Source organism: Priestia endophytica (assembly GCF_026790145.1).
GTDB lineage: Bacteria > Bacillota > Bacilli > Bacillales > Bacillaceae_H > Bacillus_I > Bacillus_I endophytica_A.
Genome location: NZ_JALAMS010000015.1, coordinates 46,918 through 70,524 on the forward strand (window position 1 = coordinate 46,918; position 23,607 = coordinate 70,524).

The window sequence follows — 23,607 nt, forward strand, 5'->3', positions numbered from 1 at the left end:
CACTTTATCATTTTTTTTATAAATTGCAAAAGAAAAGTTTAAAAAGGAGGCAAAAAGCTTGAAAACAGTAGGTATTATCGCCGAATATAATCCGTTTCATAATGGGCACCTCTACCATATAAATGAAGCAAAGAAGCAAAGTGATACAGATTGTGCAGTCGTTATTATGAGCGGGAATTTTCTCCAGCGCGGGGAACCTGCTCTTGTTTCAAAATGGGCTCGCACTGCAATGGCTTTAAAAGCAGGAGCAGATGTTGTGATTGAGCTTCCATTTTTATTTGCCGTAGGACACGCTGATACGTTTGCATATGGTGCTATAAACATTCTAGAATCCCTGTCTGTTTCTTCTCTTTGCTTTGGGAGTGAACATGGAGATATCTCTGCCTTCCTAAAAGCAGCTGAAATTGTACGTGCAAACAAACCTCTTATCGAAGAAAACATTAAAGCTGAAATGAAAAAAGGGAGCAGCTACCCAAATGCAGTAACAAATGCTTTAACTCATTTTAAAACTGATTTAGATCTATCACAACCAAACAATATCCTTGGTTTTTCTTATGTAAAAGAAATTCAGAAACTTGGTGCTAAGTTAGCTCCTTTTACAATTCAGCGAAAAAGTGCAGACTATCATGATGAAAGTCTTCCAAGTGGCCCTATTGCAAGTGCTACAAGCATCCGAAAAAGCCTATTCTCAAACCAAACAACTATTGAAAGTCTTTCTTCTTTCACACCACTTTCTACAGTTGATGAGCTGCAAAAGTATAAGAAAACATATAAACTTTTGCATAATTGGGAAGCCTATTTCTCCTATTTACAGCATCAACTTTTCATTCTTTCGGCTTCTGAGCTTAAAAGTCATTATGAAATGGAAGAAGGAATGGAATACCGCTTCTTAAAAATGTTGAAAGAAGCTGACTCCTTCCAAACATTGATGACCCTTATTAAAAACAAACGTTACACATGGACAAGACTTCAGCGCATGTGCCTACATATTTTAATGAATACCAATAAAGAAGAAGCTAAAACGCTTCTAGGCAGTCCTCCTCCATATGCAAGACTTCTAGGAATGACAAAGCAAGGAAAAAACTACTTAAATACAATGAAAAAAACTTTTGAAGTTCCCCTTGTTTCAGCCGTATCTAAAATGGACCATCCCCTTTTAAATATGGATATAAAAGCAACTAGAGTATATAGCCTACCTTTAGATATAAAGGTGCGTCAGCGCTTTTTCAAGCAAGAATATACAACACCACCTATTCAACTATGAAAAAAGAGCTGTTTCCCGTATCATACGGAAAACAGCTCTTTTCTATTCTTTTTCAGGCATCTTATTTAAGTAGGAAACAGCATCGTCAAACGTATCAACAGGTACAACTTTCATATCTGTATCAATTTGTTTAGCTGCCTTTAGGGCATCTTGATAGTTAGAGTTTTTTGCTCCATGATTGTTTGGCGCAAAGAAAATCTCCGCTCCTGCTTTATCAGCTGCCACAATCTTTTGCTCAATTCCACCAATTTCTCCTACCTCTCCTTTTTCATTGATTGTGCCTGTTCCAGCAATTTGACGGCCCTTTGTCAAATCATCTTTTGTTAACTGATTATAAATTTCAAGTGAAAACATGAGTCCTGCTGATGGGCCCCCAATTTCTTCTGAGTTAATTTTAACTTTTGGATCAACAGAGATATCAAAATCTGTTACAAGTGAAATTCCCATTCCAACTCGGTTATTCAACACTTTTAACTGCTCTAGTGTAATGGTCTCTGTTTTGACTTTTTCATTTCTCTTAAATGTAACGCTTACTTTATCTCCTGCTTTTTTTCCTTCTACATATGAGATAAGATCTTCACTGTGTTTTACAAGTTTGTTATCTACTTTTGTTACAATATCACCTGTTTTTAATACGCCGTCTGCTGGCATATCTGGAGCAACTGCCATTACATAAACACCATCATATTTATACTCTATATCTTTGCCCGCTTTCTCGTACGCAATGGCAATCGCAGATTCTTGAGACATTTCCATCATATGAAGCTGACGAGTGTTATACTCTTCATTGCTTTCATTTTCACCCAATATTTCCTCTTCTTTATAAAGGTGACTAAAGTCTTGAAAATGAGCAAGTGCATAAGAAAGTGGCGTTGCTTTTCCAATACGAACCGTTGTTAACATAAGGGCCCCTTCTTCTTTATAGCCGCCTTCTACTTTCACAATCGGTTCTAACTCTTCTGCAAGTCCTGGCTTCGTAATATAGTATGACAATGGAATGAACGTAATGGAGAAGATAATAAGAACTCCAATGATAAACCATATAACTCTTTTGCTACTACTTTTCATGAAATGACTCCTTCCACGTCTCTATCTTTTCCTTAATAGCGGGAAGCTGTTTTATTGCTTCTGCTTCCCCTTGTTCAATAATTTCTTTAATGTTTGTAAAAGCTCTTGAGCTAAACTTTTCAACGCGTGGACGAATCATAATGTCACAATTTGTTTCCCGGTTTTTAACAAGTTCCATCTGCAAAATATCAAAACTTTGCAAAATAACGTCAAAAATCGAACCAATCTCAGCATCCATTTTAACACGTGAAACGTTCACACCAATAACAATATCAGCTCCCATTTCTTTTACGACGGAGACTGGGATGCGATCAACAACTCCTCCATCGACAAGAAAACGGCCATTAATTTTTTCAGGTACAAAAATGCCTGGTATCGAAATACTTGCTCTTACAGCTGGAGCAATTGGTCCTTTATCAAATACTACTTTTTCTCCTGTTTTAATATCTGTTGTTACAATTGATAAAGGGATATTTAAGTCTTCAATGTTCTTGTTTTTCGTAAACATACGCACAAGTTCTTTCACACGTTCTCCTGCAATAAAGCCCATTTTAGGTAGCGTAAGATCTGTGTAATATTTACGCTTGAACGCAAACGCAATGCGATAAAGCTGCTCCATTTCAAGCCCAGTTCCGTAAAAGGCACCAACAAGCGCTCCCATGCTACTTCCTGCTAAATAGTCAACTTCTATATTTTCTTCTTTTAAGACTTTTAAAACTCCAAGATGCGCAAATCCTCTCGCACCTCCAGAGCCTAGAGCAATACCAATTTTCGGGCGATTCATCTCCTTCACCCCATTATCCTTTATGAATTCTTTGGTCTAAATAATCCCCCAATGCTCGTATATTAGAATATGTACAACCTTCACTTTGGAGACGAAATCGTTAAAAATAGTTTATCACGTCTCCCTATTTGTTGCATGTTTAACCCAAATGTAATCTATGATAGCTAAAGGAGGAAAAGTGTGAAAACATCGTTTATAAAAACTGGTCTTCTCTCTTTATTATCTCTTATGCTAGCAAGTACTCTTATTATGTATCCAAAACAAGCTTTTGATGCCTCTTTACGGGGTCTCAACATATGGTGGGAAGTTGTTTTCCCTTCTCTTCTTCCTTTCTTTATTATTTCTGAGATGCTGATTGGTTTTGGAGTTGTTCGCTTTATTGGTATTTTACTTGAACCTTTGATGCGCCCCGTTTTTCGCGTTCCAGGTATCGGTGGATTTGTACTTGCAATGGGAATGGCTTCAGGATTTCCAGCAGGAGCCAAGCTATCCGCAAACATGCGTAAAAAAGGGCAGCTAACCCGAATTGAGGCAGAACGTCTTGCTTCCTTTACGAATTCTTCAAATCCTGTATTTATTTTCGGAGCCGTTTCTGTCGGTTTTTTTCATAATCCTCATTTAGGAGTGTTACTTGCTTGCGCTCACTATGGGGGAAATTTGCTCGTTGGCATTGCAATGAGATTCTACGGACGAAAGGAAGAGAGAGATTACCGTACTAAAGAACCAAAGAGCTCTTTTTCACCCCTCATTGCTTTTAAAGAAATGCATAAAGCTAGAATAGAAGATGGACGAATGATTGGCAAACTGCTTGGTGATGCAATTATGTCCTCTGTGCAAACGCTCTTTATGATCGGCGGATTTATGATCATTTTTTCTGTGTTAAACAGGCTTCTTTATGTAACCAACATTACATCTCTCATTGGAGAAGGACTTGGCATTATCTTTTCAGCCCTTGAATTGTCAACGTCTTTAAGCTTGCCGTTTATTTCAGGAATTTTTGAAATTACACTCGGCAATCAGCTTATTAGTGAAACTCATTCACCACTATTTCAACAAGTTATGCTCGCGTCATTTGTTCTTGCATTTAGCGGATTGTCTGTTCAAGCCCAAGTAGCAAGTCTTTTAGCAGATACTGATATTCGCTTTTCGCCCTTTTTCATGGCCCGTATCCTTCATGCTGTGTTTTCCGTTTTCCTTATTTTCCTTTTATGGAATCCGCTTCGTGAACATGTTACAACACTAAGTGGAAGCGGTGAACCTTCTCAAAGTGTTTTATCGCTCTTTTTCACAGAATGGTGGCAAATATGCATTACATATGGTCCGCTCTTCACTATTGCTATGCTTACTATATATACTTATCTTTATAGTCGAAAAATAAAGTATAAGTTATAAAAAAAAGCGATAACGCTATCGCTTTTTTTACTCTTTAAATTTTTGACTAAGCGCTTCTGCAACAGGGGCTGGCACAAGTTCTGAAATGTTCCCTCCGTATTTGGCTACTTCTTTTACAATGCTTGAACTTAAAAAAGAATATTGATTGTTTGTCATCATAAATAATGTTTCAATATTGTCATCAAGTACTCTGTTTACAGAAGTAATTTGCATTTCATATTCAAAATCAGAGACCGCTCGCAAACCTCTTAAAATAGCGCTTGCATCTTTTTGTTTCGCATACTCCATTAAAAGACCTGTATGAATCTCGATTTTAACGTTTGGCAGATGACTTGTAACGGTTTTTAATAATTCTGCTCGTTCATCAGCTGAAAAAAGCGGTTTTTTGGCAGAGTTGTGCAAGATACATACATAAACCGTATCAAACACTTTTGCACCTCTTGTAATAATATCTAAGTGGCCATTTGTTACAGGATCAAAGCTGCCTGGACAAATTGCAATGCTCCCCATAATTTTGCTCCCTTCTCTTCCTAAAACTTGTTTTATCCATGTTTATAAATCGAAATCACTGTTAATCCATATACTTCTTTTTTAACGCGGTGCAGCTTACCAATAACTTCTGGAAGTTCAACATTATTCTCATGCTCCCCCATTATAATTCCTTCTTCTTTTAATAAATGACGTTTTTGAATTCCCTCCATAAGATGCAGGAGTTTTTGCGCTTTATATGGCGGATCAAGCATAATTAAATCAAACTGTAGCTCTCGTTTCTCTATAGCTTTCAGCGCTCGTTCTGCATCATTGCGATACACTTCAGCACGATCTGTAAGCTTACAGGAATTTAGATTTTCTTTGATGGTCCGAATGGCTTTCCCATCTCGGTCTACAAAAATCATGCTTTGGAGCCCTCTACTTAGCGCCTCAATTCCAAGACCACCGCTACCTCCAAACAAATCAAGCCCTATCCCACCATCAAAATAGGGTCCAATCATATTGAAAATCGCTTCTTTTACTTTATCTGTTGTCGGGCGAGTTGTTGTGCCTGGAACAGCTTTTAAACTTAGTCCTTTTTTATCACCTGATACTACTCTCATTATTTTTCAACCTCGGCTTGTCAAGATATGTATACTTCATTTCACTTATCTTATCAAATTCTTATACAAACGTAAAATAAGCTCACTTTCTTTTAAAGTTTTTTGTGGCCTTTTGTATAACTTTTTTAGATTTGGATAAACTGACAAGTAGCAACATCTTGATGAGATGTTGTTGCCAACCGCGGAGAAGACTTACGTTCCCCATAAGTTCTTCCTCCGGTTTCTCCTCTCCCTTTGCCTTCTTATCTTGATTAACAAACATACGGGAATGTTAATCTTGCTATAGAAGGACCCTGCAATCAAGTGATTGCAGGGTTTTTTTATGTTGTCCTTTTTGGTAGAGTAAGCTTAGCTCTTATTATAAAACATTAAAGGAGAAAAGAAGATGATTCAACGTTTCATTGAACTTGGGGAAGGTTATTCAGATCTTTATGAACTATTAGAAATAGCGAGAAATCAATCACACCGTGTACGCCATCTTATGATTTTAAATACAGAAAAAGAGGGAAGAAAGCTCTCTTCCTTTCTTGTCATCCTTGAGCCTACTTCTGTTGGTTCTTTTCAGCCTCTTTATATTTGTCGCGAAGGTATTGCTGTTACAGATCAAAAAAGCAAGCGACTTCTACTGTTCGAAGCGCTTGCTGAAGATTTAGGAAAAACCATTATAACGCTTGATGTAAAACCCTCCACTTTTTTTGGTGAAAAGGAACTTTACTTCCAGCATTTAATCGGCATTTTGCGAATGAATCGCTATATTCCGCCTTTAAGCTAAATTCTATAATCCAATTTTATAATCATATTCTTTTGCTTTATCAGGTCTTGAATTTTCAAACTCTGTTTTCAGAGATCCTTTATAAGATAGAAGAACTTTCTTCACATATGGAAGGCTCTTTAATTTAGTCATTACGCCTTCTGATTTTTCTTTATCACAGTATAAAACCGCATATTTAAGCGATTTTGAAACGTAGTGAACGTTTCCATATTTTCTTAAAGCTTTTGCTTGCTTTACAGAGTTTAAATAAACGACAAGGCCTTGTCGCTCTGTCATGATCACCATTGCTTCCCCCTTTATTGCTTGTACTATGTATAATGCTAAGGCGTGTTACTAAACTGTAACACGCCTTAAAATCTATATTAGGTCAGCTACATCCACAGCTTCCACCAGCGCCGCAGCCACCGCCACAGCTTGACATCGTATCAAAAAACGGATTACCTGTTGGTACTTTAATTTGAGCTGAAACAGCGCTACCAATCTCTACACTTATTTCATCAAGCACATTTTGCAATTCTTTCTCAGCTTGCTTGAACGCCCAAATTGTACCGTGTAAGTCAACCTCTCGCTTCAAACGACGAATCTCTTTTGTAACAAGTTTAAAATCTGGATGATATTTTCCGAAACGTTGAACTTCCTCATAGCGTTCTTTCATCTTTACAAACTCGCTAATTAGAGCTTGCGCTTCCTTATCTTCCTCTAATTCTTTTAACTTTGTTCGATAACCGTCGCCGATTTCTGAATGGATAATCATGGCGGATAGCTCGTCAGCCTGTTCTAACAAATGAATGGTTTCCATCGTTGCAAACATTCATCTATACCTCCGCTTTTCTTTTTCAGATTACGTTATATGGGGCATTTTCAAAAGAAAACATAAAAATAACGCTTTTTATTACCCTTTTCCATTCTACCATGAATGGTCTTGTAATAAAAAGCGCGAAGATGAGAAAATGTGATTTTATACTTTCTTTCCTATTCAGTTATAGGCTCTTGTTCTTTTTCCTCTTTTACTTGAAAAGAAATCTCTTTTTCTACGCCATAGCTATTTTCCTCATTTTTCATCACTTCAATCTGAACCTTATGCTCTCCACCTTTTAATCCTCTTATCACAAATGCAGCCTGCTCAATAAAGATCGTCTTTTTATCATCAATCGTTATTTTGAGCACACCTTTATTTTCATCATCTCGCACAAATGAAAAGTTGTGAAGACGACAATCAATATATACGGCTCCTTCTTTCACACTATAACTCACATCTAGCGTTGGCTTTTCAGCAGCATGTGCAGCCGTCGGACCCAAAAGAGCGAAAACAAGTAATAAAATACGCAAACTCAATTCCTCCTTTTTTAGGAATAGTGTTTGCGTTTTTTTATTCTTTACTCTTTTTAATCTCCGCTTCTTGTTGCTTGAAACATTGCTAGCATCATATTTGCCATCTCAACGGAATTATAAAACTTCTCAACTTTATGAGGAATTGTCTGTTTGTAGTAGTTTAAAGACGCTAGTTCAAAATCGTTCAGGGCATGTGGATTACGCGTTAATTTACGATACCACATAGGCTGCTGCCTAATAAAATCACGTAGTTTATCTTTTGCTTGTATATATTCATACACTTCTTGGCGCATGCTGCCACCTCAACTATTTTAGTCTTTTTTGAACCAAAATGGAGACGCGTCCCCTCCCCCTTGTTGTTTCTGGGCATTGCTTTTTGAGGTATTTGAACTAAATTCCTGCATTAATCCTTGCAAGCTAGAAATAGCCGCGTTTGCGTTTGACATATAATGCTGAACTTGGTTCATATCCATTTTTTTAAGCTGACTCCAAAGCCCGCTAATAAAATCACGCTGTGAAGATTCAGTTTTTGTTTCTTCATCATCTGTTTTATAAGCATTCCAAACTTCGTCTTCTTCACCAAGCAAATACCAATCTTCATAAAACTCTTTCCATGTTTTGCGATTCGCGCGAACTTCCTCAATTAGTTTGGGATTTTTCTTCACAAAAGCTTTAAACTCCTGGACCTTTGGATGAAGTTTCTTTTTCGTTTGCGCCACGTTCTTTCACCTCGTATATATAGCCTACTAGCTATTGTAAGTATGGAGGTGTCGTCTCGTTCGCCCATTTTTATATTTTCTTTGTATGAGAAGCATCTTTATGTAAAACAAGAAAATAAGCAAGTAAAATACTAATGATACTAAGCCAAAACGTAAAATAACCAATTTCCTTCATATAATTATTTAGCATGCTATATGTTGGCATCATGCCAAAAACGTAATCAATGATTTCATTATGTAAAGTCCAAATCCCTGCAATAACAAGATGAATCATCTTAAAACGATATTCTTTAACGTAAAGTAGACCTTGAAGTGCCATCCCTGAATGTGAAAGTACGAGCATAAGCATCGCTCCATTAAAAAATCCAGTGACACCATATGTTAATAAATTCATAACAACAGCCCAAACCCCATACTTGAAAAGAGTAATGAGAGCAAGCGCTTCAAATAGTTTAAAGTTTCGATTTAATAAGAACCCAACTAACACAAAAACAAAAAATAAGCTTGCTGTTGGACTATCTGGTACAAAGGGTAAAAAGATAGCTGGCGTATGTGCAAGCTGATTTCCATACCAATAGTAACCGTAAACCGTTCCTAAAATATTAATAATAAGCAATAAAAATAAAAAACGTCGATCTTTTAAAACAATAGAAAGATACTCCATATCCTAACCTCCTTTCCCTCATTATAAGGTGTCCAAATAAAATAAGGAAGCAGGCTACTAGGAACCGGCTTCCTTATTTTTTATTCTTTAGGTTTTCCACCGCTCTCAATATATTCAGAGAGCGTTTTTAACTCTTCGTCTGTTCCTTTAAAAACTCCAGAAGGCATATTTCCTCTTCCTTCTTTTGCAATCTTTGCAATTTCATCCGCCGAGAGCTTGGTTTCTGCTAATGCAGGCCCTCCTGCTCCTCCTTCAAGGTTTTCCCCATGACATTGCAAACAGGTTTGCTCATTCGCAATTTTATACCCTTCTGCTTCTTGGTCAACTTCTGCGACGTTTTTAATTTCACCTTGTGCTTCACGCTCTTCCCAATTAACTGCTTTTACAGATTCCCATGTTAAGTAGAACGTTCCTGCTACAGCTAAAAGCATAAACCCTGTTGCAAACGGGCGTTTTGTTGGTCTTCTTTCAGGCCCCCTGTCAAGAAATGGTGCAAGTAAAAGTGCTCCAAACGCAATTCCTGGAATAATAAAAGCGCCAATTGCGTTATATGGCCCTGAAGCATACGTGTATTTTAGGAGCTGGTAGAGAAATAGAAAGTACCAGTCTGGTAATGGCGTATATCCTGCATCATTTGGGTCCGCCATTCGTTCAAGTGGTGAAGGATGGGCAACTGTTAAACATAGATATCCAATTAAGAAGACAGCGCCAACAAGCCATTCTTTGAGTAAAAAGTTAGGCCAGAATGCTTCTGTTTTCCCTGGATATTCCGAATAATCTTTTGGAATATTGCGTCTTTCTTTATCTGGTACGCGTGAATCTCCAACAAACTTCATTCCCTTTCCGCGATGCATCTTATCTCCCTCCTCTTTTCAACTTTTAAAGCGGACCTGATATTCCTTGTTTTCTAATCATGATAAAGTGTGCACCCATTAATCCTAGCAAAGCGCCAGGCAGGAAGAAGACATGAATAGCAAAGAATCTTGTTAAAGTTTGGGCTCCCACAATCGTTGGGTGCCCTGCAAGCAGCGTTTTAATTTGCCCTCCAATAAGTGGGGTCGACTCAGCGATTTGAAGCCCTACCTTTGTAGCGAATAGCGCTTTCATATCCCATGGCAATAAATAACCTGTAAATCCTAAACCAAGCATAACGAAGAAAATAAGCACCCCTACAATCCAGTTCAATTCTCGAGGTTTCTTGTATGCACCTTGGAAAAAGACGCGCAGAGTATGTAAAAACATCATCACGATGACTAAACTTGCGCCCCAATGATGCATGCCACGAACAATTTGGCCAAACGCAACTTCATTTTGAAGATAATAAACAGACTCCCATGCATTTTTTATATCTGGCACATAGTACATCGTCAAAAACATACCAGACAAAATTTGAATAACAGTAATAAAAAAAGTAAGGCCACCAAAGCAGTATACAAAAGCAGAAAAGTGATGGGCTGGGTTGACGTGCTCTGGAACTTCATGGTCAGCAATGTCGCGCCACATTGGCGTAATATCCAACCGTTCATCTACCCAGTCATATATTTTATTCAACATACGCTACACTTCCCCCCGTGGTTTGACATTCCCTAAATATAAAGTTCCCTTTTTTACTTCCATGTGGAAAAGATCGAGCGGTGCCATTGGTGGAGTACCAGGCACATTCTTTCCACTTTTTTCATAAAGTCCGTTATGACATGGACAAAAAAACCGGTTTGGGTGATTTTTCTTATCTCCATTCCAGTTTACTGTACAGCCGAGATGCTTACAGATTGGGGAAAGAGCCACAATCTCTCCTTTGCTGTCCTTATATACCCACGCTGTTCTTGGCTCTTCTGATTCATGCCATGCATCAACTTGATCAATAGTGAACTCAAACCGCTGTGGTGTTGTTGTAATTTCCTTCACTTGTGCAACAGCAACCATTTCTTCACCAGCCCCTTTTTTCAGAACTGGATCAACTGCAAAACGAACCATTGGCATTAGCATTCCAGCCGCCATGAACCCTCCTACACCTGTCAATGTATAAGTCAAAAACTGACGACGTGACACACGATGCTCTCTTTCCTCCATCGCTTTCCCTCCCTAATCCTCTAAAGGAACATTTTCTACTAAAAAGGCCTCGTTTCGACAATTTACATCAAAATATTTTAAATTTTCTAACTAATTTAGATATAGAAATCTTAATCAAAGGCCATTTTTTACTTCCACATCCCTAAAAGACTTTTTGTTACCTTTTCAACTTGAATCATGATTGCTTCTTTCTTTCCTTTCTCTGTTTCTTGCATTTCAAAAGGGACAAAAACAACCGATCCTTTCACTTGTTCTTGTTGCCACGCTTTATCACTAGTTAGAAAGAGAATATGCTTTGCTTCTCCATCATAGAAGTCTTCAATCCATTGCTCTAGACGCGCGGTTACTGAGGGCTCTTTACTATGATACGTGAAAGGAGGACATAACATTACTCTCCCTTTAAATCTGTGCTCAATTTCATTTGTAATCGCTATCATGCTTTCCCATAAAAAACCATTCTTCTTGACTTCGTCCACAAAATTGACGGCGTGAAGCGGAACGATAATTGTATCAATGTATTCCTTTTGAGCAAGATAAATTCCGACATCACTACTATTCCATTTCAACATTGCCCCCTCCAATTCCTTCTCTAATTTTCGACTATATTAAGCATAGAAAAAACCTCGTCACTTGACAAGGTTTTCTCCGTATTTCTTATTGACTTTCTTCATATTTTTTTAAGTAGTCTGTTAGACGATAAAATTCCTCTTTGTCTCCTTCATCAAGAGCTTTATCGATGAGTTCCATAATTTTTGCTTTATGGAAAGACTTAATAGAATCGTCTAACATTTTTTCAGCAAGCAACCGATCTTTTTCGTTTACTTCTAAGTTTTTAGGAATGTAAGGATTATCTTCTAAAACAGCAACATACTGTGGTGAGAGATACGATGAGCGAAAGTTTAGCTGAATGTAAATATCTTCATCCCTGTTCAAACGAATATCATGAAATGATTTTTCCGCATCTGTTGTCATCACGTTCTCTTTGTAGAATCGAAATGACGGATCGTCAACACAATGTGTTGACATAATTAATCCTCGAGGACAAAACTGAGCTTTCTCTACAAAATGAACTTTCTTCATTAGTTGATCATGGCTCATTAAATAATTTAAAATCCAAACGCACTCACGTCTTTTTAGTTGATAATTTGTTAAAAACCAGCGAATAAATTCTTTCTTTTCATCTATAGATACTGGGATCGCCATCTACTTTCACTTCCCTCCTCTTTTTTACCAATAGAGATTTTCTCCTTTGTGTTCTATATTCCCATTCCTACAGGATAGAAAACGGGGTGATTGTAGTATAATGCTTTGTCTATTACTTCAACACTACAAGGATTTTTCCCTTCACAAATCTTCTAATTGCCATAAGATTTCTTGTATGTCTGTTGCAGATGGGTTAATTGAGAGTATTTTTTCAAACATAGTGCGCGCTTCTCTTCTTTTTCCCTCCTCCATGAGAAACATACCGTAGTCTTCTAAGAATAAAATATCTTCTTTAAAGAAACTATATGCACCTTCGTAAGCATTTAATGCTTTTTTGTATTCTTCTGCACCTTCGTATGCTTTAGCAAGGTCCCATTCAAAATGAGGATCGTCCTCTCCAAACTCTTTTGCATGTTCATAGTGCTCAATAACATCTTCAAATCGTTCTTGATGTAGAAGGAGTTTGGCAAGAGTTAAGAGGGCTTCTAAATAGCCAGGATCAAGAGCTAAAGCTTCACGGAAAGCTTTCTCTGCCCATTCCTCATTTTGAAGTTTAAGAGCAATCTTTCCACTATAAAACCAAAGCTCTTTATTGAATTCATCATCTTTTATTCCTTCTTTTGCTGTTTGAAGTGCTTCTGCTAACATTTCTTCTTGCTCATATGCTTTAGCAAGTGGAAGATATACAGAATGATACTGTGGATCAAGTTCTTTTAATTCTGTTAGCCTTGCAATTGCTGTTGTATGCTGACCTGCTTGATAAGCTGTTACTCCATACTCAAACAAAATATTAATTTCAAGCTTATCCTCAAGTGCTTTCTCATAATGTGGAAGTGCTTCTTCAAACTGACCAAGACCGCTAAGTGATTCAGCTAAACGATGATGTAAGTTTGTTCCATTGAAGTCCTCTTCTGTCTTCAACAGTTTTTTATAGTACTTTTGTGCATTTTTAAATTCTCCTTGACTAAGAAAGAATTCGCCAAGAGCAAAGTCGATGACAGGTTCATCAGGCAAAAGCTCTTTTGCATTAAGCAATTTAGCTTCTGCTACTTCAGGAAGACCTTGCATCTCATATAAATCAGCCATTAAAAGCAAGGCTTGGGCATAAACCGGGTGGCTGTGTGAAATCTTCTCTAATGTTTCAAGTGCTTTCTCTTCCTGTTCTACATCAATATAAAGTTCTGCTTTAATAACAAGAAGCTCTGCTTCGTTTGGATAAAGCTCCAATAGCTTGTCTGCCATTGCAAGCGCTTCATCAATAAGACCCCACTGTTGAAAATATTCGAGAATGAGGAGCTTCTCGTCATCTGCAACAACATCTTTTATTTCGTTGATAAGTTTTAAACCTTTTTCAACTTCATTGCTTTCAATATATTTTATAGCTTGTTCAAGCTCTGTCATATATAATCTCCTTTTACATCCTTCTTACTTTTATCTAGTATACTCCATGATAAAGGACAATGAAAAATGTTTCAAATAATCTACTCGGTTTTAGACAACAGAAAGAGAGAACCAGAAATGGTTCTCTCCTGTTAGCGTGACAGTTTTGCTAAATGTTCAAAGAACGTTGGGTATGAAACGCTAATTGCTTCTGGACGCTCCAGCTCTACTTTCGCAGAAGTAATAAGAGATGCAACAGCAAGCATCATACCAATGCGATGGTCACCATGACTATCAACATTTCCTCCATGCAATGGAGTGCCTCCTTTAATAATCATTCCGTCTTCTGTTGGTGTAATATCTGCTCCAAGTTTATTTAGTTCAGTTGCAACAGTAGAAATACGGTCTGTTTCTTTTACACGCAGCTCTGCTGCATCTTTAATGATTGTCTCTCCTTCTGCTTGTGTTGCAAGAAGAACAATAATCGGAATTTCATCAATAAGGCGTGGAATTAAGTCTCCACTAATTTCTGTTCCTTTAATATCAGACGTTTCTACAACGAAATCACCAACAGGTTCTCCGTTTTCAACACGCTCTGCTTCAATTTTGTATTTAACATTCATCATATCTAATACATCAACAATACCTGTACGGGTTGGATTCAATCCAACGTTTTGAAGGCGAATACGACTGTTTGGTACAATTGCTCCTGCAACAAGGAAAAATGCAGCAGAAGAAATGTCACCAGGAACGTTTACTGTTGTTCCTTTTAACGTTTGTCCACCTTCAACAGAAGCACTCGTTTCATCGCTTTCTACTTCTACTCCAAAAGCGCCAAGCATTCTTTCTGTATGATCACGTGATTTATGAGGTTCTTTTACCGTTGTTTTTCCTTCTGCATTAATGCCTGCTAAAAGAATAGAGGATTTAATTTGAGCACTTGCAACAGGCGATTCATATGTAATCCCCTTTAATGCATGTCCACGCACAGCAAGCGGCGTATATTGACCATTTTCACGTCCATCAATTTTTGCTCCCATTAAGCGAAGCGGAACAGTTACACGAGCCATTGGACGTTTAGCAATCGAGTCGTCTCCAATAAGGCAGCTGTGAAAGTCTGTTCCAGCTAGAAGACCAAGAATAAGTCTTGTTGTTGTACCAGAGTTTCCAACATCAAGAAGCTGACTTGGTTCTTTTAAACCGTTAAAACCGCGTCCGTTGATTTCAACAACATCTTCTGTACGAGTAATTTCAACGCCCATCGCTCGAAAACATTCAATTGTGCTTAGGCAATCTTCTCCTTCTAAAAAGTTATGAACGGTTGTTTTTCCTTCTGCAATAGAGCCGAACATTACGGCTCTGTGCGAGATTGATTTATCGCCAGGAATGGCAATTTCCCCTTTTAAACTTACTTTCTGACTTTCCAACACTTTCGTCATTTTTTATTCACCTGCTCCTTTTTTCTATTTTAAGATGGAATAAATGTTCCATATCCATGACTCTCTAAACATATTCTAGCCTTTTCACGATCTTCTTCTTTTTGAAGACTAAGGCGAAGAACTCCATAAATATCTTCACGTGTTTCTAAAATGCGTAGATTTGTAATACTGATTCTTTCTTCCGCTAAGTAGCCTGTTACTTCTGAAATAATCCCTGGATAGTCCGGCACGTCCACATACAAATCATAAAAGGAAGGAATTGCTCCTTTTTCTTTTACAGGAAGGCCATCTCGGAAATTTTTAGCTTCTTCGAAATAATTAAAAATCCCTTCTGCATCAAGCGAACGTACCATTTCTTTAATTTCTTCCATCTCTAATGCCCACTCATCAAAAAGTTCAAGCATTGATTGTTGATTATGAATTAAAATATCTCGCCACATAACAGGACTGCTTGAAGCGATACGCGTAATATCTCGGAAGCCTCCTGCCGCAAGCTTTGAGGTTAACTCATTTTGCTTTTTATATTTTTTAGCTTGATGAACAAGACTTGCCGCAATAATATGAGGGAAATGACTAATAACTCCTGCTACTCTATCATGCTCAGAAGGCGTCATTTCGATAAGCTGTGCCTTTGTTCCTTGAAGAAGATGTTTAAGTTCGCTAACCTTCTCCTCTGGCGTATTTTCAGAAGGAGTTAAAATATAATAAGCATTTTCAAACAAATGAACCTTTGCAGCAGCTACGCCACTTTTGTGAGATCCAGCCATTGGATGCCCTCCAATAAAGTGAACGTCTTGATGTGCAAAAATGTTCGCTTTCTCAACGATTTTTGTTTTTGTGCTTCCAACATCTGTAATAATAACGCCTTTTTTCAGTTTTAAAGAAGCAAGTTTCTCACATAAGGCAACAGCATGTGTAACAGGAACCGCAATAATAATAATGTCTGCTTTTTCACATGCACACTCGATAGAAGAAGCTTCCTCATCAATAACACCTAGTGATTTGGCAAGGTGAAGCTGATCTTTGTTTATATCATATCCAATCATATGTACGTTTTCTTGCGTTTCCCTTATGTTTAAAGAAAGTGAACCACCTATCAACCCTAGTCCAATGACAGCAATATTTCTTGTCACGTTTTCCACCTCATTAATACTAAAACTTTGTCCCTATATTTTAAGCCAAGATGAAGCCCACGTCTATGTGTGCCTCATCTTGGCCTTTCATTTTCATCTCTATACGTTAGCTCTGCACTGCATATTCTTGTAAGAAAGTATGAAGATGTTCCAAGATTTCCTTATTCTCCTCTTCTGATCCAACTGTGATACGAATAGAAGTTGGGAAACCAAGCGCATTTCCTGATCGAATGATAATACCTTTTTGAAGAAGATAGTTAAAAATAGCATCTCCTTCATACTGTTTAAAATCAATCAAAATAAAGTTGGTTTCTGAAGGATAATAAGAAAGCTTGTGCTCTTCACAGAAATCATAATATTGCTGAAGACCTTTTGTATTTTTCTCTCGGCATTCTTCGATAAATGCTTGATCTTCAATTGAAGCGCAAGCAGCCGCTTGTGCTAAACGACTTGTGTTAAAAGGCTCGCGCGCAGGCTCGATCTTTTGTAAAAGCTCCGTATTCGCTACTCCGTACCCGACGCGAAGGGCCGCAAGTCCATAAGCTTTTGAAAACGTACGAAGGATAATTAAATTTTTATACTGACTTAAAAGTGGAATAGTTTCCGGATAGTCCAATGCTGTTGCATATTCATAATATGCTTCATCAATGGCTACAAGCGTTGTCTCTGGGATGCGCTGTAAAAAAGCGTGCAGACGATCTTTATTAACATACGTTCCAGTCGGATTATTTGGACTGCAAATCCACACAATTCGTGTTTTATCATCAATAGATTCAAGCATTTTATCTAAATCGTGCTGACCGTCAATAAGGGGGACTTCTCGAATTTCGGCTCCCTCAATTACGGCATTATGCTTGTATTGAGAAAAGGTAGGCGTCGCCATCACTGTATTTGTATCTTTTGTTAAAAGTGAACGACAAAGAATTTGAATTACTTCATCTGACCCATTTCCAAACAAAAGCTCTGTTTCTTTAACATTCAAGAAGTTTGCTACTGCTGTACGAAGCTCGCTCGCATAGCCATCTGGATAAAGCGTTAACTTTGAAGCTTCCTGTTTAATAGCTTCAACAGCTTTCGGTGAAGAACCATACGGGTTCTCATTTGATGCTAGTTTAATAACTTTCTCTAATCCAAATTCTTTTTTCACTTCCTCAATCGGTTTTCCCGGCTTATAAGGAGTTAGTGAAAGAAGCTGTTTTTTGACTTCCACGCTTTTTACACCTCACAAAGTGATATAGGAGAAATAATCTCTTCAATATAATTCTCAATAGTTGTTAAGGCTTCTCTCTTCTCCTCTTTGCTCCCTTTTAAAGCATCTTCTAGTTCTCCTACTTTGTGAACAAGTGCACTTCCAATAACAATTCCATCGCTATGATCAATAAGCAATTGCACTTGGTCTGCTTTAGAAATGCCAAACCCAACTGCTACAGGGACCTTTGCGTATCGTTTCACTTCATCTAAGAATTCATGCACATTTTCAGGAAGCTTATCTCGCACACCTGTTACACCAAGAGAAGATACGCAGTACAAAAATCCATCAGCAGATGCAGCGATTTTTTGAATGCGATCTTTGGATGTTGGAGCAACCATAGAAATAAGAGCTACCTCATTCTCTTTTGATAGGGAACGAAGCTCTTCACTTTCTTCATATGGAAGATCTGGGAGAAGAAAACCATCAACTTGATTTTGTCGCATTAAAGCGAAAAAGTTTTTGTACCCCAATTGTAACACAGGATTAAAATAGGTAAAGAGGATAATCGGAATTTCAACGCCTCTTTCTCTCATTTTTGATACAAGTTTGATTGCTTTTGTAATAGTCATTCCTGATTTTAACGCTCTGCTTGAAGCGGCCTGAATCACAGGTCCATCTGCAAGAGGATCTGAGTATGGAACGCCAAGTTCGAGTACTGAAGCTCCTACTTTTTGAAGACTGTATGCTAACTCAACTGTCGCTTCTTCTGTAGGATCTCCTGCTGTAATAAAGGGAATAAATAATTTTTTATGCTTTGGTAGTCTCTCTTTGAACGTGATCATTGTCCATTTCCTCCTCTAATAAACGAATTAGTGAATTTACATCTTTGTCACCACGGCCTGATAAACATACAAGAATTGTTTCATCCTTTGATTTTAAAGGAGCAAGCCTGAAAGCTTCAGCAAGCGCATGTGATGATTCAATAGCAGGCATAATGCCTTCTGTTTTAGTTAAAAGTGTAAATGCATCAAGTGCTTCACGATCTGTTGCACTTTTATATTCGACTCTGTTGATGCTTGAAAGCAGTGCGTGTTCTGGTCCAACACCAGGATAGTCGAGCCCAGCTGAAATGGAATATGGTTCTGTAATCTGACCGTGCTCGTCCTGCAGTAAGTTTGTGAGTGTACCGTGTAAAACTCCTTTGCTTCCACGAGCCATCTTAGCTGAGTGAAGGCCTGAATCAAGCCCTTTTCCACCTGCTTCAACTCCAATTAATTTAACGTCTTCATCACCGATAAAGTCGTAGAACATTCCAATTGCATTGCTTCCGCCTCCAACACACGCAATCACAGTATGAGGCAAACGCCCTTCTTTTTCCATAAATTGCTTTTTCGCTTCAATACCGATAATCTTCTGAAAGTCACGAACCATTTTTGGATAAGGATGTGGTCCTGTTGCAGAGCCAAGTAAATAAAAGTGGTCTTCACAATGTGAAACCCAGAAACGGATGGCTTCACTTGTCGCATCTTTCAGCGTCTTTGTTCCTGAAGAAACGGGAATAACTTCTGCGCCAAGAAGCTTCATTCTGAATACGTTCAGCTTTTGACGTTCAATGTCTTCCTCACCCATGAACACTTTACATTCCATGCCAAACTTAGCTGCAACTGTTGCTGTAGCAACGCCATGCTGTCCTGCACCTGTCTCTGCAATAAGCTTTGTTTTCCCCATATACTTTGCAAGCAGTGCTTGACCAAGCGCATTATTGATTTTATGTGCTCCTGTATGATTCAAATCCTCACGCTTTAAATAGATTTTAGCTCCACCAAGCTTTTTAGTCACTTGATCTGCATACGTAAGAGCCGTTGGGCGACCTGAATATTCTTTTAACAAATTCGCATATTCTTCTTTGAAATTTTCATCTTCCATTGCTTTATCTAATGCTTCTTCAAGTTGTTCAAGAGGGTACATTAATGTTTCAGGTACATATTTCCCTCCATATTCTCCAAATCGGCCAAAACTGTCTGGATAGCTATATTTCATTGTGCATCTTCCTTTCTAATTCACTGATCAATGTTTTCATTTTTTTTCCGTTCTCTTCAATCCCACTTGAAATATCAACAGCTTGTGGGCTATATGTTAAAAGATCTTCAATATTTCCCGGGCGGATTCCTCCCGCGATAAAGCACAGTTTTTGCAAACCCTCTGCTTTATTTGTATATTTCGGAACAACGCTCCAGTCAAATGTCGTTCCCGTTCCGCCAAACGAACCTTTTACTTTTGTATCAATTACAAATCCGTCTACAGCCTCGCTATACAATATCATGTTCTCTTCGGTGTCTCTATCATGAGGTAAAGCTTTCCATACTTCTTTCCCTGTTGCCTCTTTTATGCGAAAAAGGTCTTCCTTCGTTTCTTCTCCATGACATTGCACAACATCAAGTTTTGCTTTTTTCACTACTTTTTCGATTATGCTTAACTGTTCATTTACGAAAACACCTACTCTTTTTTTAGAAGAAACAGCCCATTTTCCAACATCTTCTGGTGAGACATAACGTTTACTCTTAGAAGTAAAAATAAACCCAACGTAATCACACATGCTTTCTGTTACAAGTTTCCATTCTCTATCATTCTTAACTCCACAATACTTAACTTTCATAGACTTCTTCACCAAATAAATCATAAATAGCTGTAGTTTGATCTTCCTGACGCATTAATGATTCACCTACAAGAATGGCATTTGCACCCGCTTTTTTTACGGTTTGCACATCTTCATAAGTAAAAATTCCACTTTCACTTACCATGAGGCTTTCTTTAGGAACAAATTGACTGATTTCCTCTGTTTGCTGAAGCGTTGTTTGAAAGGTGTGCAAATTACGGTTGTTAATTCCTATAATTTCTGGTGTAAAAATAGTTAAAATGCCTTGAAGTACTTCTCTGCTATGTACTTCGACTAAGCAATCTAAATAAAGTTCTTTTGCCTGTAAGTACAATTCATGCAGTTTTTCTGGCCTCATCGCCTCACCAATGAGTAAAATAGCGTCTGCTCCAATACGAGCACTTTGCTCTACTTGAAGAGAATCAATAATAAAGTCTTTTCGAAGAACAGGAATGGAGACTTCCTTCTTAATGTTTGTAAGATACGTATGATGACCTTTAAAATACGTTTCATCTGTTAAGACAGATAAGGCATTTGCTCCTCCTTTCACATATTGCTTTGCGATCTGGACAGGATTGAAATTTTCTTTAATCAATCCTTTTGAAGGAGAAGCTTTTTTCACTTCAGCGATCAATGAGACAGGACGTGCTTTATTTTGTAATGCTTGATAAAATGAAATCTTTTGAACATCCTCTTGCTGTCCTAACTGTATTTCTTTTAGTTCTTCTCGTTTTGTTTGTAAAATTTTCTCAAGCATGAAGATTCACCTCTTTTGTCATATGTCTAAAATGTTGTTGAACGGTTTTACTTTTAATCGCTTCCTCTGTAATACGTACTCCCTCTTCGATAGACAATGCTTTGCCACTTACATAGAGAGCTGCTGCTGTATTTAAAACAACAGCATTTACGGCCGTTGTCGGCGCTTTGTTGGCAAAAATATCTTGAATTAATCGAGCGCTCTCTTCCGCTGTTTCTACAACAATTTCCTCCTGAGTTCCACGTTGTAAGCCAAAATCTTCAGGTGCAATTGTATAAGTTGAAATTTGACCTTCTTTCAGCTCGACAATGTCCGTTTTCGCACATGCGCTTATTTCATCAAGGCCATCCCTTCCTGTTACAAATAGAACATGATGGGGATTAAGCTTTTGAAGCGCTTTAGCAAGTTTTTGGGAAAGTTCAAAAGAATACACCCCTATGACTTGCTTTAAACAATTAGCAGGGTTTGCCATTGGTCCTAAAGCATTAAATACAGTCCGAAACCCAAGCTCTTTACGAGTTGAAGCAACATTTTTCATTGCCGGATGATAAAAAGGAGCGAACAAAAAAGCCATGTTATAGTGTTCTAATTTTTCTTTTGCTTCTTCTTCTGTTAACCCAATATCAATACCGAGATACTCAAGCACATCAGCACTCCCGCTTTTAGAGGAAACAGCTCTATTGCCATGCTTTGCTACTTTCACCCCCAGAGAGGAAGCTGCAATGGCGCTTGCTGTTGAAATATTAAAGGTAGAAGCTCCATCTCCTCCTGTTCCGCACGTATCAACAGCATCGTGAAAAGAAGTTGAAAAAGGACGCATGTTCTCACGAAGTGCACGAACAAAACCTGTTATTTCTTCAACCGTTTCGCCTCGATACGTTAAGATTGTTAAAAAGCTAGCAACTTGACTTTGTGATACATTTCCTTTCATAATGCCATCCATCACAAGCTGTGCTTCGCTTTCTGTTAAAAACCCACCGTTTAGACATTTCTTTAGGTATTCTTTAAACATGCAACTTCGCTCCTTCTTTTCCGTAGATTTCTTCAGCTACGTTAATCGTATGAATAAGTGCGCTTGCTTTGTTTTTAGTTTCTTTATATTCAAGCTCAGGCACTGAGTCATACACAACGCCAGCTCCTGCTTGAACATATGCATTTTCATCTTTTAGTACAATCGTGCGAATCGCAATACATGAATCAATATTTCCATCAAAATCAATGTAAGCGACCGTTCCTGCGTACACATTTCGTGCAACAGGCTCCATTTCATTGAGGATTTGCATAGCTCTAACCTTTGGAGCTCCTGATACTGTTCCAGCTGGAAAGGCAGCAAGAAGTGCTTGAATTGGGGAATATTTACGATCAAGCTCTCCTGTAACTTTTGAAATCATGTGCATAACGTGAGAGAATGTAACAACTTCCATTAATACTGGCGTTTGAACGCTTCCGTAGCGAGCAACGCGCCCAATGTCGTTTCGGGCTAAGTCAACGAGCATATAGTGTTCTGCACGCTCTTTCTCATCTTGAAGCATTTCGTTTTTCAACTTTTCTTCTTCTTCTTCTGTTCGTCCTCTTCTCCTTGTACCTGCTATTGGGTGAATTTCTAAGTGTCCGTTCACAACTTGAATAAGTCGTTCTGGAGAACTCCCGATAATTTCAGCATCTTCTAGCCTAATATAAAACAAGTATGGTGAAGGATTAACAAGACGCAGAATGCGATAGATTTCCAATCCTGATAGAGCCGTCTTCAATTTAAAGCGCTGTGATAAAACACCTTGAAAAATATCGCCGCTTCGAATATATTCTTTTAATTTTTCAACATCTTCTACAAACTTCTCTTTCGTATAGGAAGACTCGACAGAGCTAAAATCAACTTCTTTACGCTCAGCTGAAAAAATGATTGGCTCCGCTGCGCGACAGTCCTTTTTAAGCTTTTCAACATAGAAACGAATTTTTGCTTCCCCGTTCTCGTAGAGCTCTTTTAACTTTTCTTCATCTTGCTCTTCATGTGTTTGAAGATAGTGAATAAGCGTCATCTTCTTATTTTTGTGATCATAAGCAGCAATTGTTTCACAAAAAGAAAAATGAACAGCAGGCATTCCTAAATCATTTTCTTTATGAACAGGAACCTTTTCAAAAAGAGATAGAGAGTCATAGCTTAAAAATCCGACGGCTCCTCCTTTAAATGGAAGCGGCATATCTGGAATCTTCGCTTTCACATATTCTTTTGCTAATTCAAATGCTTCATTTAAACAAGTAGAACTGTTTACTTTTGTACCATCTGATTGTTCTAAAAAGAAAGTGCCGTTTTGTTCTTTTAAATATAAAAAAGGATTAAGACCAATAAATGAATAGTTCGCCCATGGTGAGCTCTCATCGCTGCTCTCAAGCAAATAAATTGCTTCTTCTCCGAGACATTGAAAAAGATCAACTGGCATAACGTTATCCATTAAAAATGTTTTTGTAATTGGGATTGTTCGATAATTTAATGATGCTTGCAAAAAAGAAGTAAAATTAGTATTCATATGCTCATTCCTCCATATCGTAAGTGAAGAATGAGAACAGTGAGGTGGGTGATGATAAGAGGGATAATAAAAAAACCCAAAGTCAAATAAGACTTTAGGCAAATAGACAATTTAATATACTACTACTCTTCTAACCTCTGCTCTGCTCTCTCTACACTCGTCT

The 23,607-nt window shown here is 37.9% G+C and carries 28 protein-coding genes; 3 read left to right on the forward strand and 25 right to left on the reverse strand.

Going from position 1 to position 23,607, the window contains the following annotated elements:
* The first annotated feature begins 58 nt into the window (after nt 1-58).
* Nucleotides 59-1,264 (forward strand): nucleotidyltransferase, encoded by a 1,206-nt coding sequence (locus MOC86_RS12130; protein ID WP_268584444.1) that lies wholly within the window; start codon nt 59-61, stop codon nt 1,262-1,264.
* A 42-nt stretch (nt 1,265-1,306) separates the two neighbouring features.
* On the opposite strand, the gene MOC86_RS12135 is transcribed toward MOC86_RS12130, so the two are convergent.
* Both MOC86_RS12135 and MOC86_RS12140 read right to left on the reverse strand, forming a co-directional pair.
* A complete protein-coding gene (locus tag MOC86_RS12135) occupies nt 1,307-2,332 on the reverse strand; it encodes a SepM family pheromone-processing serine protease (protein WP_268584445.1) in 1,026 nt (341 codons plus the stop codon).
* A complete protein-coding gene (locus tag MOC86_RS12140) occupies nt 2,322-3,116 on the reverse strand; it encodes a patatin-like phospholipase family protein (RefSeq protein ID WP_268584446.1) in 795 nt (264 codons plus the stop codon). Before MOC86_RS12140 ends, MOC86_RS12135 begins: the two co-directional genes overlap by 11 nt.
* A gap of 180 nt (nt 3,117-3,296) precedes the next feature.
* Here MOC86_RS12140 and ylbJ point away from each other — a divergent pair, with 180 nt between their 5' ends.
* Nucleotides 3,297-4,508, forward strand: coding sequence for a sporulation integral membrane protein YlbJ (ylbJ, locus tag MOC86_RS12145; protein WP_268584447.1), 1,212 nt, complete (start codon nt 3,297-3,299; stop codon nt 4,506-4,508).
* Between the two features lie 27 nt (nt 4,509-4,535).
* On the opposite strand, the gene coaD is transcribed toward ylbJ, so the two are convergent.
* Both coaD and rsmD read right to left on the reverse strand, forming a co-directional pair.
* Nucleotides 4,536-5,018: a pantetheine-phosphate adenylyltransferase gene (gene coaD / locus MOC86_RS12150; RefSeq protein ID WP_019391708.1), complete on the reverse strand. Its 483-nt coding sequence runs from the start codon at nt 5,016-5,018 to the stop codon at nt 4,536-4,538.
* A gap of 32 nt (nt 5,019-5,050) precedes the next feature.
* Nucleotides 5,051-5,602: a 16S rRNA (guanine(966)-N(2))-methyltransferase RsmD gene (gene rsmD, locus MOC86_RS12155; RefSeq protein ID WP_268584448.1), complete on the reverse strand. Its 552-nt coding sequence runs from the start codon at nt 5,600-5,602 to the stop codon at nt 5,051-5,053.
* A gap of 385 nt (nt 5,603-5,987) precedes the next feature.
* Between rsmD and MOC86_RS12160 the strand changes: the two genes are divergently transcribed.
* The gene (locus tag MOC86_RS12160) at nt 5,988-6,374 is read left to right on the forward strand and encodes a DUF7147 family protein (protein WP_111925150.1); all 387 of its coding nucleotides are present in this window, start codon (nt 5,988-5,990) and stop codon (nt 6,372-6,374) included.
* 3 nt (nt 6,375-6,377) lie between these two features.
* On the opposite strand, the gene MOC86_RS12165 is transcribed toward MOC86_RS12160, so the two are convergent.
* From MOC86_RS12165 to trpE, 21 genes are all read right to left on the reverse strand, one after another.
* Entirely contained in the window at nt 6,378-6,650 is a 273-nt protein-coding gene (locus MOC86_RS12165) for a YlbG family protein (protein WP_026009502.1), read from the reverse strand.
* Nucleotides 6,651-6,741: 91 nt separating this feature from the next.
* The gene (locus MOC86_RS12170; protein WP_268584449.1) at nt 6,742-7,185 is read right to left on the reverse strand and encodes a YlbF family regulator; all 444 of its coding nucleotides are present in this window, start codon (nt 7,183-7,185) and stop codon (nt 6,742-6,744) included.
* 161 nt (nt 7,186-7,346) lie between these two features.
* On the reverse strand, nt 7,347-7,703 hold the full coding sequence (locus MOC86_RS12175) for a hypothetical protein (protein ID WP_268584450.1): 357 nt from the start codon (nt 7,701-7,703) through the stop codon (nt 7,347-7,349).
* A gap of 56 nt (nt 7,704-7,759) precedes the next feature.
* Nucleotides 7,760-7,999 (reverse strand): YlbE-like family protein, encoded by a 240-nt coding sequence (locus tag MOC86_RS12180; protein WP_019391701.1) that lies wholly within the window; start codon nt 7,997-7,999, stop codon nt 7,760-7,762.
* An 18-nt stretch (nt 8,000-8,017) separates the two neighbouring features.
* Entirely contained in the window at nt 8,018-8,425 is a 408-nt protein-coding gene (gene ylbD, locus MOC86_RS12185) for a YlbD family protein (RefSeq protein WP_268584451.1), read from the reverse strand.
* Nucleotides 8,426-8,495: 70 nt separating this feature from the next.
* Nucleotides 8,496-9,089 (reverse strand): DUF1405 domain-containing protein, encoded by a 594-nt coding sequence (locus MOC86_RS12190; protein ID WP_268584452.1) that lies wholly within the window; start codon nt 9,087-9,089, stop codon nt 8,496-8,498.
* A gap of 80 nt (nt 9,090-9,169) precedes the next feature.
* Nucleotides 9,170-9,943 (reverse strand): menaquinol-cytochrome c reductase cytochrome b/c subunit, encoded by a 774-nt coding sequence (locus tag MOC86_RS12195; protein ID WP_124049458.1) that lies wholly within the window; start codon nt 9,941-9,943, stop codon nt 9,170-9,172.
* 25 nt (nt 9,944-9,968) lie between these two features.
* Nucleotides 9,969-10,643: a menaquinol-cytochrome c reductase cytochrome b subunit gene (gene qcrB, locus MOC86_RS12200; RefSeq protein WP_019391697.1), complete on the reverse strand. Its 675-nt coding sequence runs from the start codon at nt 10,641-10,643 to the stop codon at nt 9,969-9,971.
* A 3-nt stretch (nt 10,644-10,646) separates the two neighbouring features.
* Nucleotides 10,647-11,159, reverse strand: a complete 513-nt coding sequence (locus MOC86_RS12205; protein WP_061801811.1) for a ubiquinol-cytochrome c reductase iron-sulfur subunit — start codon at nt 11,157-11,159, stop codon at nt 10,647-10,649.
* Nucleotides 11,160-11,287: 128 nt separating this feature from the next.
* Complete coding sequence (locus MOC86_RS12210; RefSeq protein WP_268584453.1) at nt 11,288-11,728, reverse strand: DUF2487 family protein; 441 nt, start codon at nt 11,726-11,728, stop codon at nt 11,288-11,290.
* A gap of 85 nt (nt 11,729-11,813) precedes the next feature.
* On the reverse strand, nt 11,814-12,362 hold the full coding sequence (locus MOC86_RS12215) for a ReoY family proteolytic degradation factor (RefSeq protein ID WP_019391694.1): 549 nt from the start codon (nt 12,360-12,362) through the stop codon (nt 11,814-11,816).
* A 141-nt stretch (nt 12,363-12,503) separates the two neighbouring features.
* Nucleotides 12,504-13,763, reverse strand: coding sequence for a tetratricopeptide repeat protein (locus MOC86_RS12220; RefSeq protein ID WP_268584454.1), 1,260 nt, complete (start codon nt 13,761-13,763; stop codon nt 12,504-12,506).
* A gap of 131 nt (nt 13,764-13,894) precedes the next feature.
* Nucleotides 13,895-15,181 (reverse strand): 3-phosphoshikimate 1-carboxyvinyltransferase, encoded by a 1,287-nt coding sequence (aroA, locus tag MOC86_RS12225; RefSeq protein WP_419146631.1) that lies wholly within the window; start codon nt 15,179-15,181, stop codon nt 13,895-13,897.
* Between the two features lie 29 nt (nt 15,182-15,210).
* Nucleotides 15,211-16,314, reverse strand: a complete 1,104-nt coding sequence (locus MOC86_RS12230) for a prephenate dehydrogenase (protein WP_268584455.1) — start codon at nt 16,312-16,314, stop codon at nt 15,211-15,213.
* A gap of 106 nt (nt 16,315-16,420) precedes the next feature.
* Entirely contained in the window at nt 16,421-17,524 is a 1,104-nt protein-coding gene (gene hisC, locus MOC86_RS12235) for a histidinol-phosphate transaminase (protein WP_268584456.1), read from the reverse strand.
* 5 nt (nt 17,525-17,529) lie between these two features.
* Nucleotides 17,530-18,348: a tryptophan synthase subunit alpha gene (gene trpA / locus MOC86_RS12240; RefSeq protein WP_268584457.1), complete on the reverse strand. Its 819-nt coding sequence runs from the start codon at nt 18,346-18,348 to the stop codon at nt 17,530-17,532.
* The gene (gene trpB / locus MOC86_RS12245) at nt 18,314-19,546 is read right to left on the reverse strand and encodes a tryptophan synthase subunit beta (protein ID WP_268584458.1); all 1,233 of its coding nucleotides are present in this window, start codon (nt 19,544-19,546) and stop codon (nt 18,314-18,316) included. The genes trpA and trpB overlap by 35 nt, the downstream gene beginning before the upstream one ends.
* A complete protein-coding gene (locus tag MOC86_RS12250) occupies nt 19,536-20,162 on the reverse strand; it encodes a phosphoribosylanthranilate isomerase (RefSeq protein ID WP_268584459.1) in 627 nt (208 codons plus the stop codon). The genes trpB and MOC86_RS12250 overlap by 11 nt, the downstream gene beginning before the upstream one ends.
* Complete coding sequence (gene trpC / locus MOC86_RS12255; RefSeq protein ID WP_268584460.1) at nt 20,152-20,919, reverse strand: indole-3-glycerol phosphate synthase TrpC; 768 nt, start codon at nt 20,917-20,919, stop codon at nt 20,152-20,154. The genes MOC86_RS12250 and trpC overlap by 11 nt, the downstream gene beginning before the upstream one ends.
* Nucleotides 20,912-21,931 carry an anthranilate phosphoribosyltransferase gene (gene trpD, locus MOC86_RS12260; RefSeq protein WP_268584461.1) on the reverse strand — a complete coding sequence of 340 codons (1,020 nt, stop codon included), beginning with the start codon at nt 21,929-21,931 and terminating at the stop codon, nt 20,912-20,914. The genes trpC and trpD overlap by 8 nt, the downstream gene beginning before the upstream one ends.
* Nucleotides 21,924-23,444: an anthranilate synthase component I gene (gene trpE, locus MOC86_RS12265; RefSeq protein ID WP_268584462.1), complete on the reverse strand. Its 1,521-nt coding sequence runs from the start codon at nt 23,442-23,444 to the stop codon at nt 21,924-21,926. The genes trpD and trpE overlap by 8 nt, the downstream gene beginning before the upstream one ends.
* Between the last annotated feature and the right edge of the window lie 163 nt (nt 23,445-23,607).

What these genes read in the sequence shown, in the direction of transcription:
- trpB (WP_268584458.1), bottom strand. Translation starts at nt 19,546, where the DNA reads ATGAAATATAGCTATCCAGACAGTTTTGGCCGATTTGGAGAATATGGA.
- trpE (WP_268584462.1), bottom strand. Translation starts at nt 23,444, where the DNA reads ATGAATACTAATTTTACTTCTTTTTTGCAAGCATCATTAAATTATCGA.
- trpA (WP_268584457.1), bottom strand. Translation starts at nt 18,348, where the DNA reads ATGATCACGTTCAAAGAGAGACTACCAAAGCATAAAAAATTATTTATT.
- rsmD (WP_268584448.1), bottom strand. Translation starts at nt 5,602, where the DNA reads ATGAGAGTAGTATCAGGTGATAAAAAAGGACTAAGTTTAAAAGCTGTT.
- MOC86_RS12170 (WP_268584449.1), bottom strand. Translation starts at nt 7,185, where the DNA reads ATGTTTGCAACGATGGAAACCATTCATTTGTTAGAACAGGCTGACGAG.
- trpD (WP_268584461.1), bottom strand. Translation starts at nt 21,931, where the DNA reads ATGTTTAAAGAATACCTAAAGAAATGTCTAAACGGTGGGTTTTTAACA.
- MOC86_RS12205 (WP_061801811.1), bottom strand. Translation starts at nt 11,159, where the DNA reads ATGGAGGAAAGAGAGCATCGTGTGTCACGTCGTCAGTTTTTGACTTAT.
- MOC86_RS12220 (WP_268584454.1), bottom strand. Translation starts at nt 13,763, where the DNA reads ATGACAGAGCTTGAACAAGCTATAAAATATATTGAAAGCAATGAAGTT.
- MOC86_RS12190 (WP_268584452.1), bottom strand. Translation starts at nt 9,089, where the DNA reads ATGGAGTATCTTTCTATTGTTTTAAAAGATCGACGTTTTTTATTTTTA.
- coaD (WP_019391708.1), bottom strand. Translation starts at nt 5,018, where the DNA reads ATGGGGAGCATTGCAATTTGTCCAGGCAGCTTTGATCCTGTAACAAAT.
- MOC86_RS12195 (WP_124049458.1), bottom strand. Translation starts at nt 9,943, where the DNA reads ATGCATCGCGGAAAGGGAATGAAGTTTGTTGGAGATTCACGCGTACCA.
- MOC86_RS12140 (WP_268584446.1), bottom strand. Translation starts at nt 3,116, where the DNA reads ATGAATCGCCCGAAAATTGGTATTGCTCTAGGCTCTGGAGGTGCGAGA.
- aroA (WP_419146631.1), bottom strand. Translation starts at nt 15,181, where the DNA reads ATGACGAAAGTGTTGGAAAGTCAGAAAGTAAGTTTAAAAGGGGAAATT.
- MOC86_RS12135 (WP_268584445.1), bottom strand. Translation starts at nt 2,332, where the DNA reads ATGAAAAGTAGTAGCAAAAGAGTTATATGGTTTATCATTGGAGTTCTT.
- MOC86_RS12215 (WP_019391694.1), bottom strand. Translation starts at nt 12,362, where the DNA reads ATGGCGATCCCAGTATCTATAGATGAAAAGAAAGAATTTATTCGCTGG.
- MOC86_RS12165 (WP_026009502.1), bottom strand. Translation starts at nt 6,650, where the DNA reads ATGACAGAGCGACAAGGCCTTGTCGTTTATTTAAACTCTGTAAAGCAA.
- MOC86_RS12250 (WP_268584459.1), bottom strand. Translation starts at nt 20,162, where the DNA reads ATGAAAGTTAAGTATTGTGGAGTTAAGAATGATAGAGAATGGAAACTT.
- qcrB (WP_019391697.1), bottom strand. Translation starts at nt 10,643, where the DNA reads ATGTTGAATAAAATATATGACTGGGTAGATGAACGGTTGGATATTACG.
- MOC86_RS12180 (WP_019391701.1), bottom strand. Translation starts at nt 7,999, where the DNA reads ATGCGCCAAGAAGTGTATGAATATATACAAGCAAAAGATAAACTACGT.
- trpC (WP_268584460.1), bottom strand. Translation starts at nt 20,919, where the DNA reads ATGCTTGAGAAAATTTTACAAACAAAACGAGAAGAACTAAAAGAAATA.
- MOC86_RS12210 (WP_268584453.1), bottom strand. Translation starts at nt 11,728, where the DNA reads ATGTTGAAATGGAATAGTAGTGATGTCGGAATTTATCTTGCTCAAAAG.
- MOC86_RS12160 (WP_111925150.1), top strand. Translation starts at nt 5,988, where the DNA reads ATGATTCAACGTTTCATTGAACTTGGGGAAGGTTATTCAGATCTTTAT.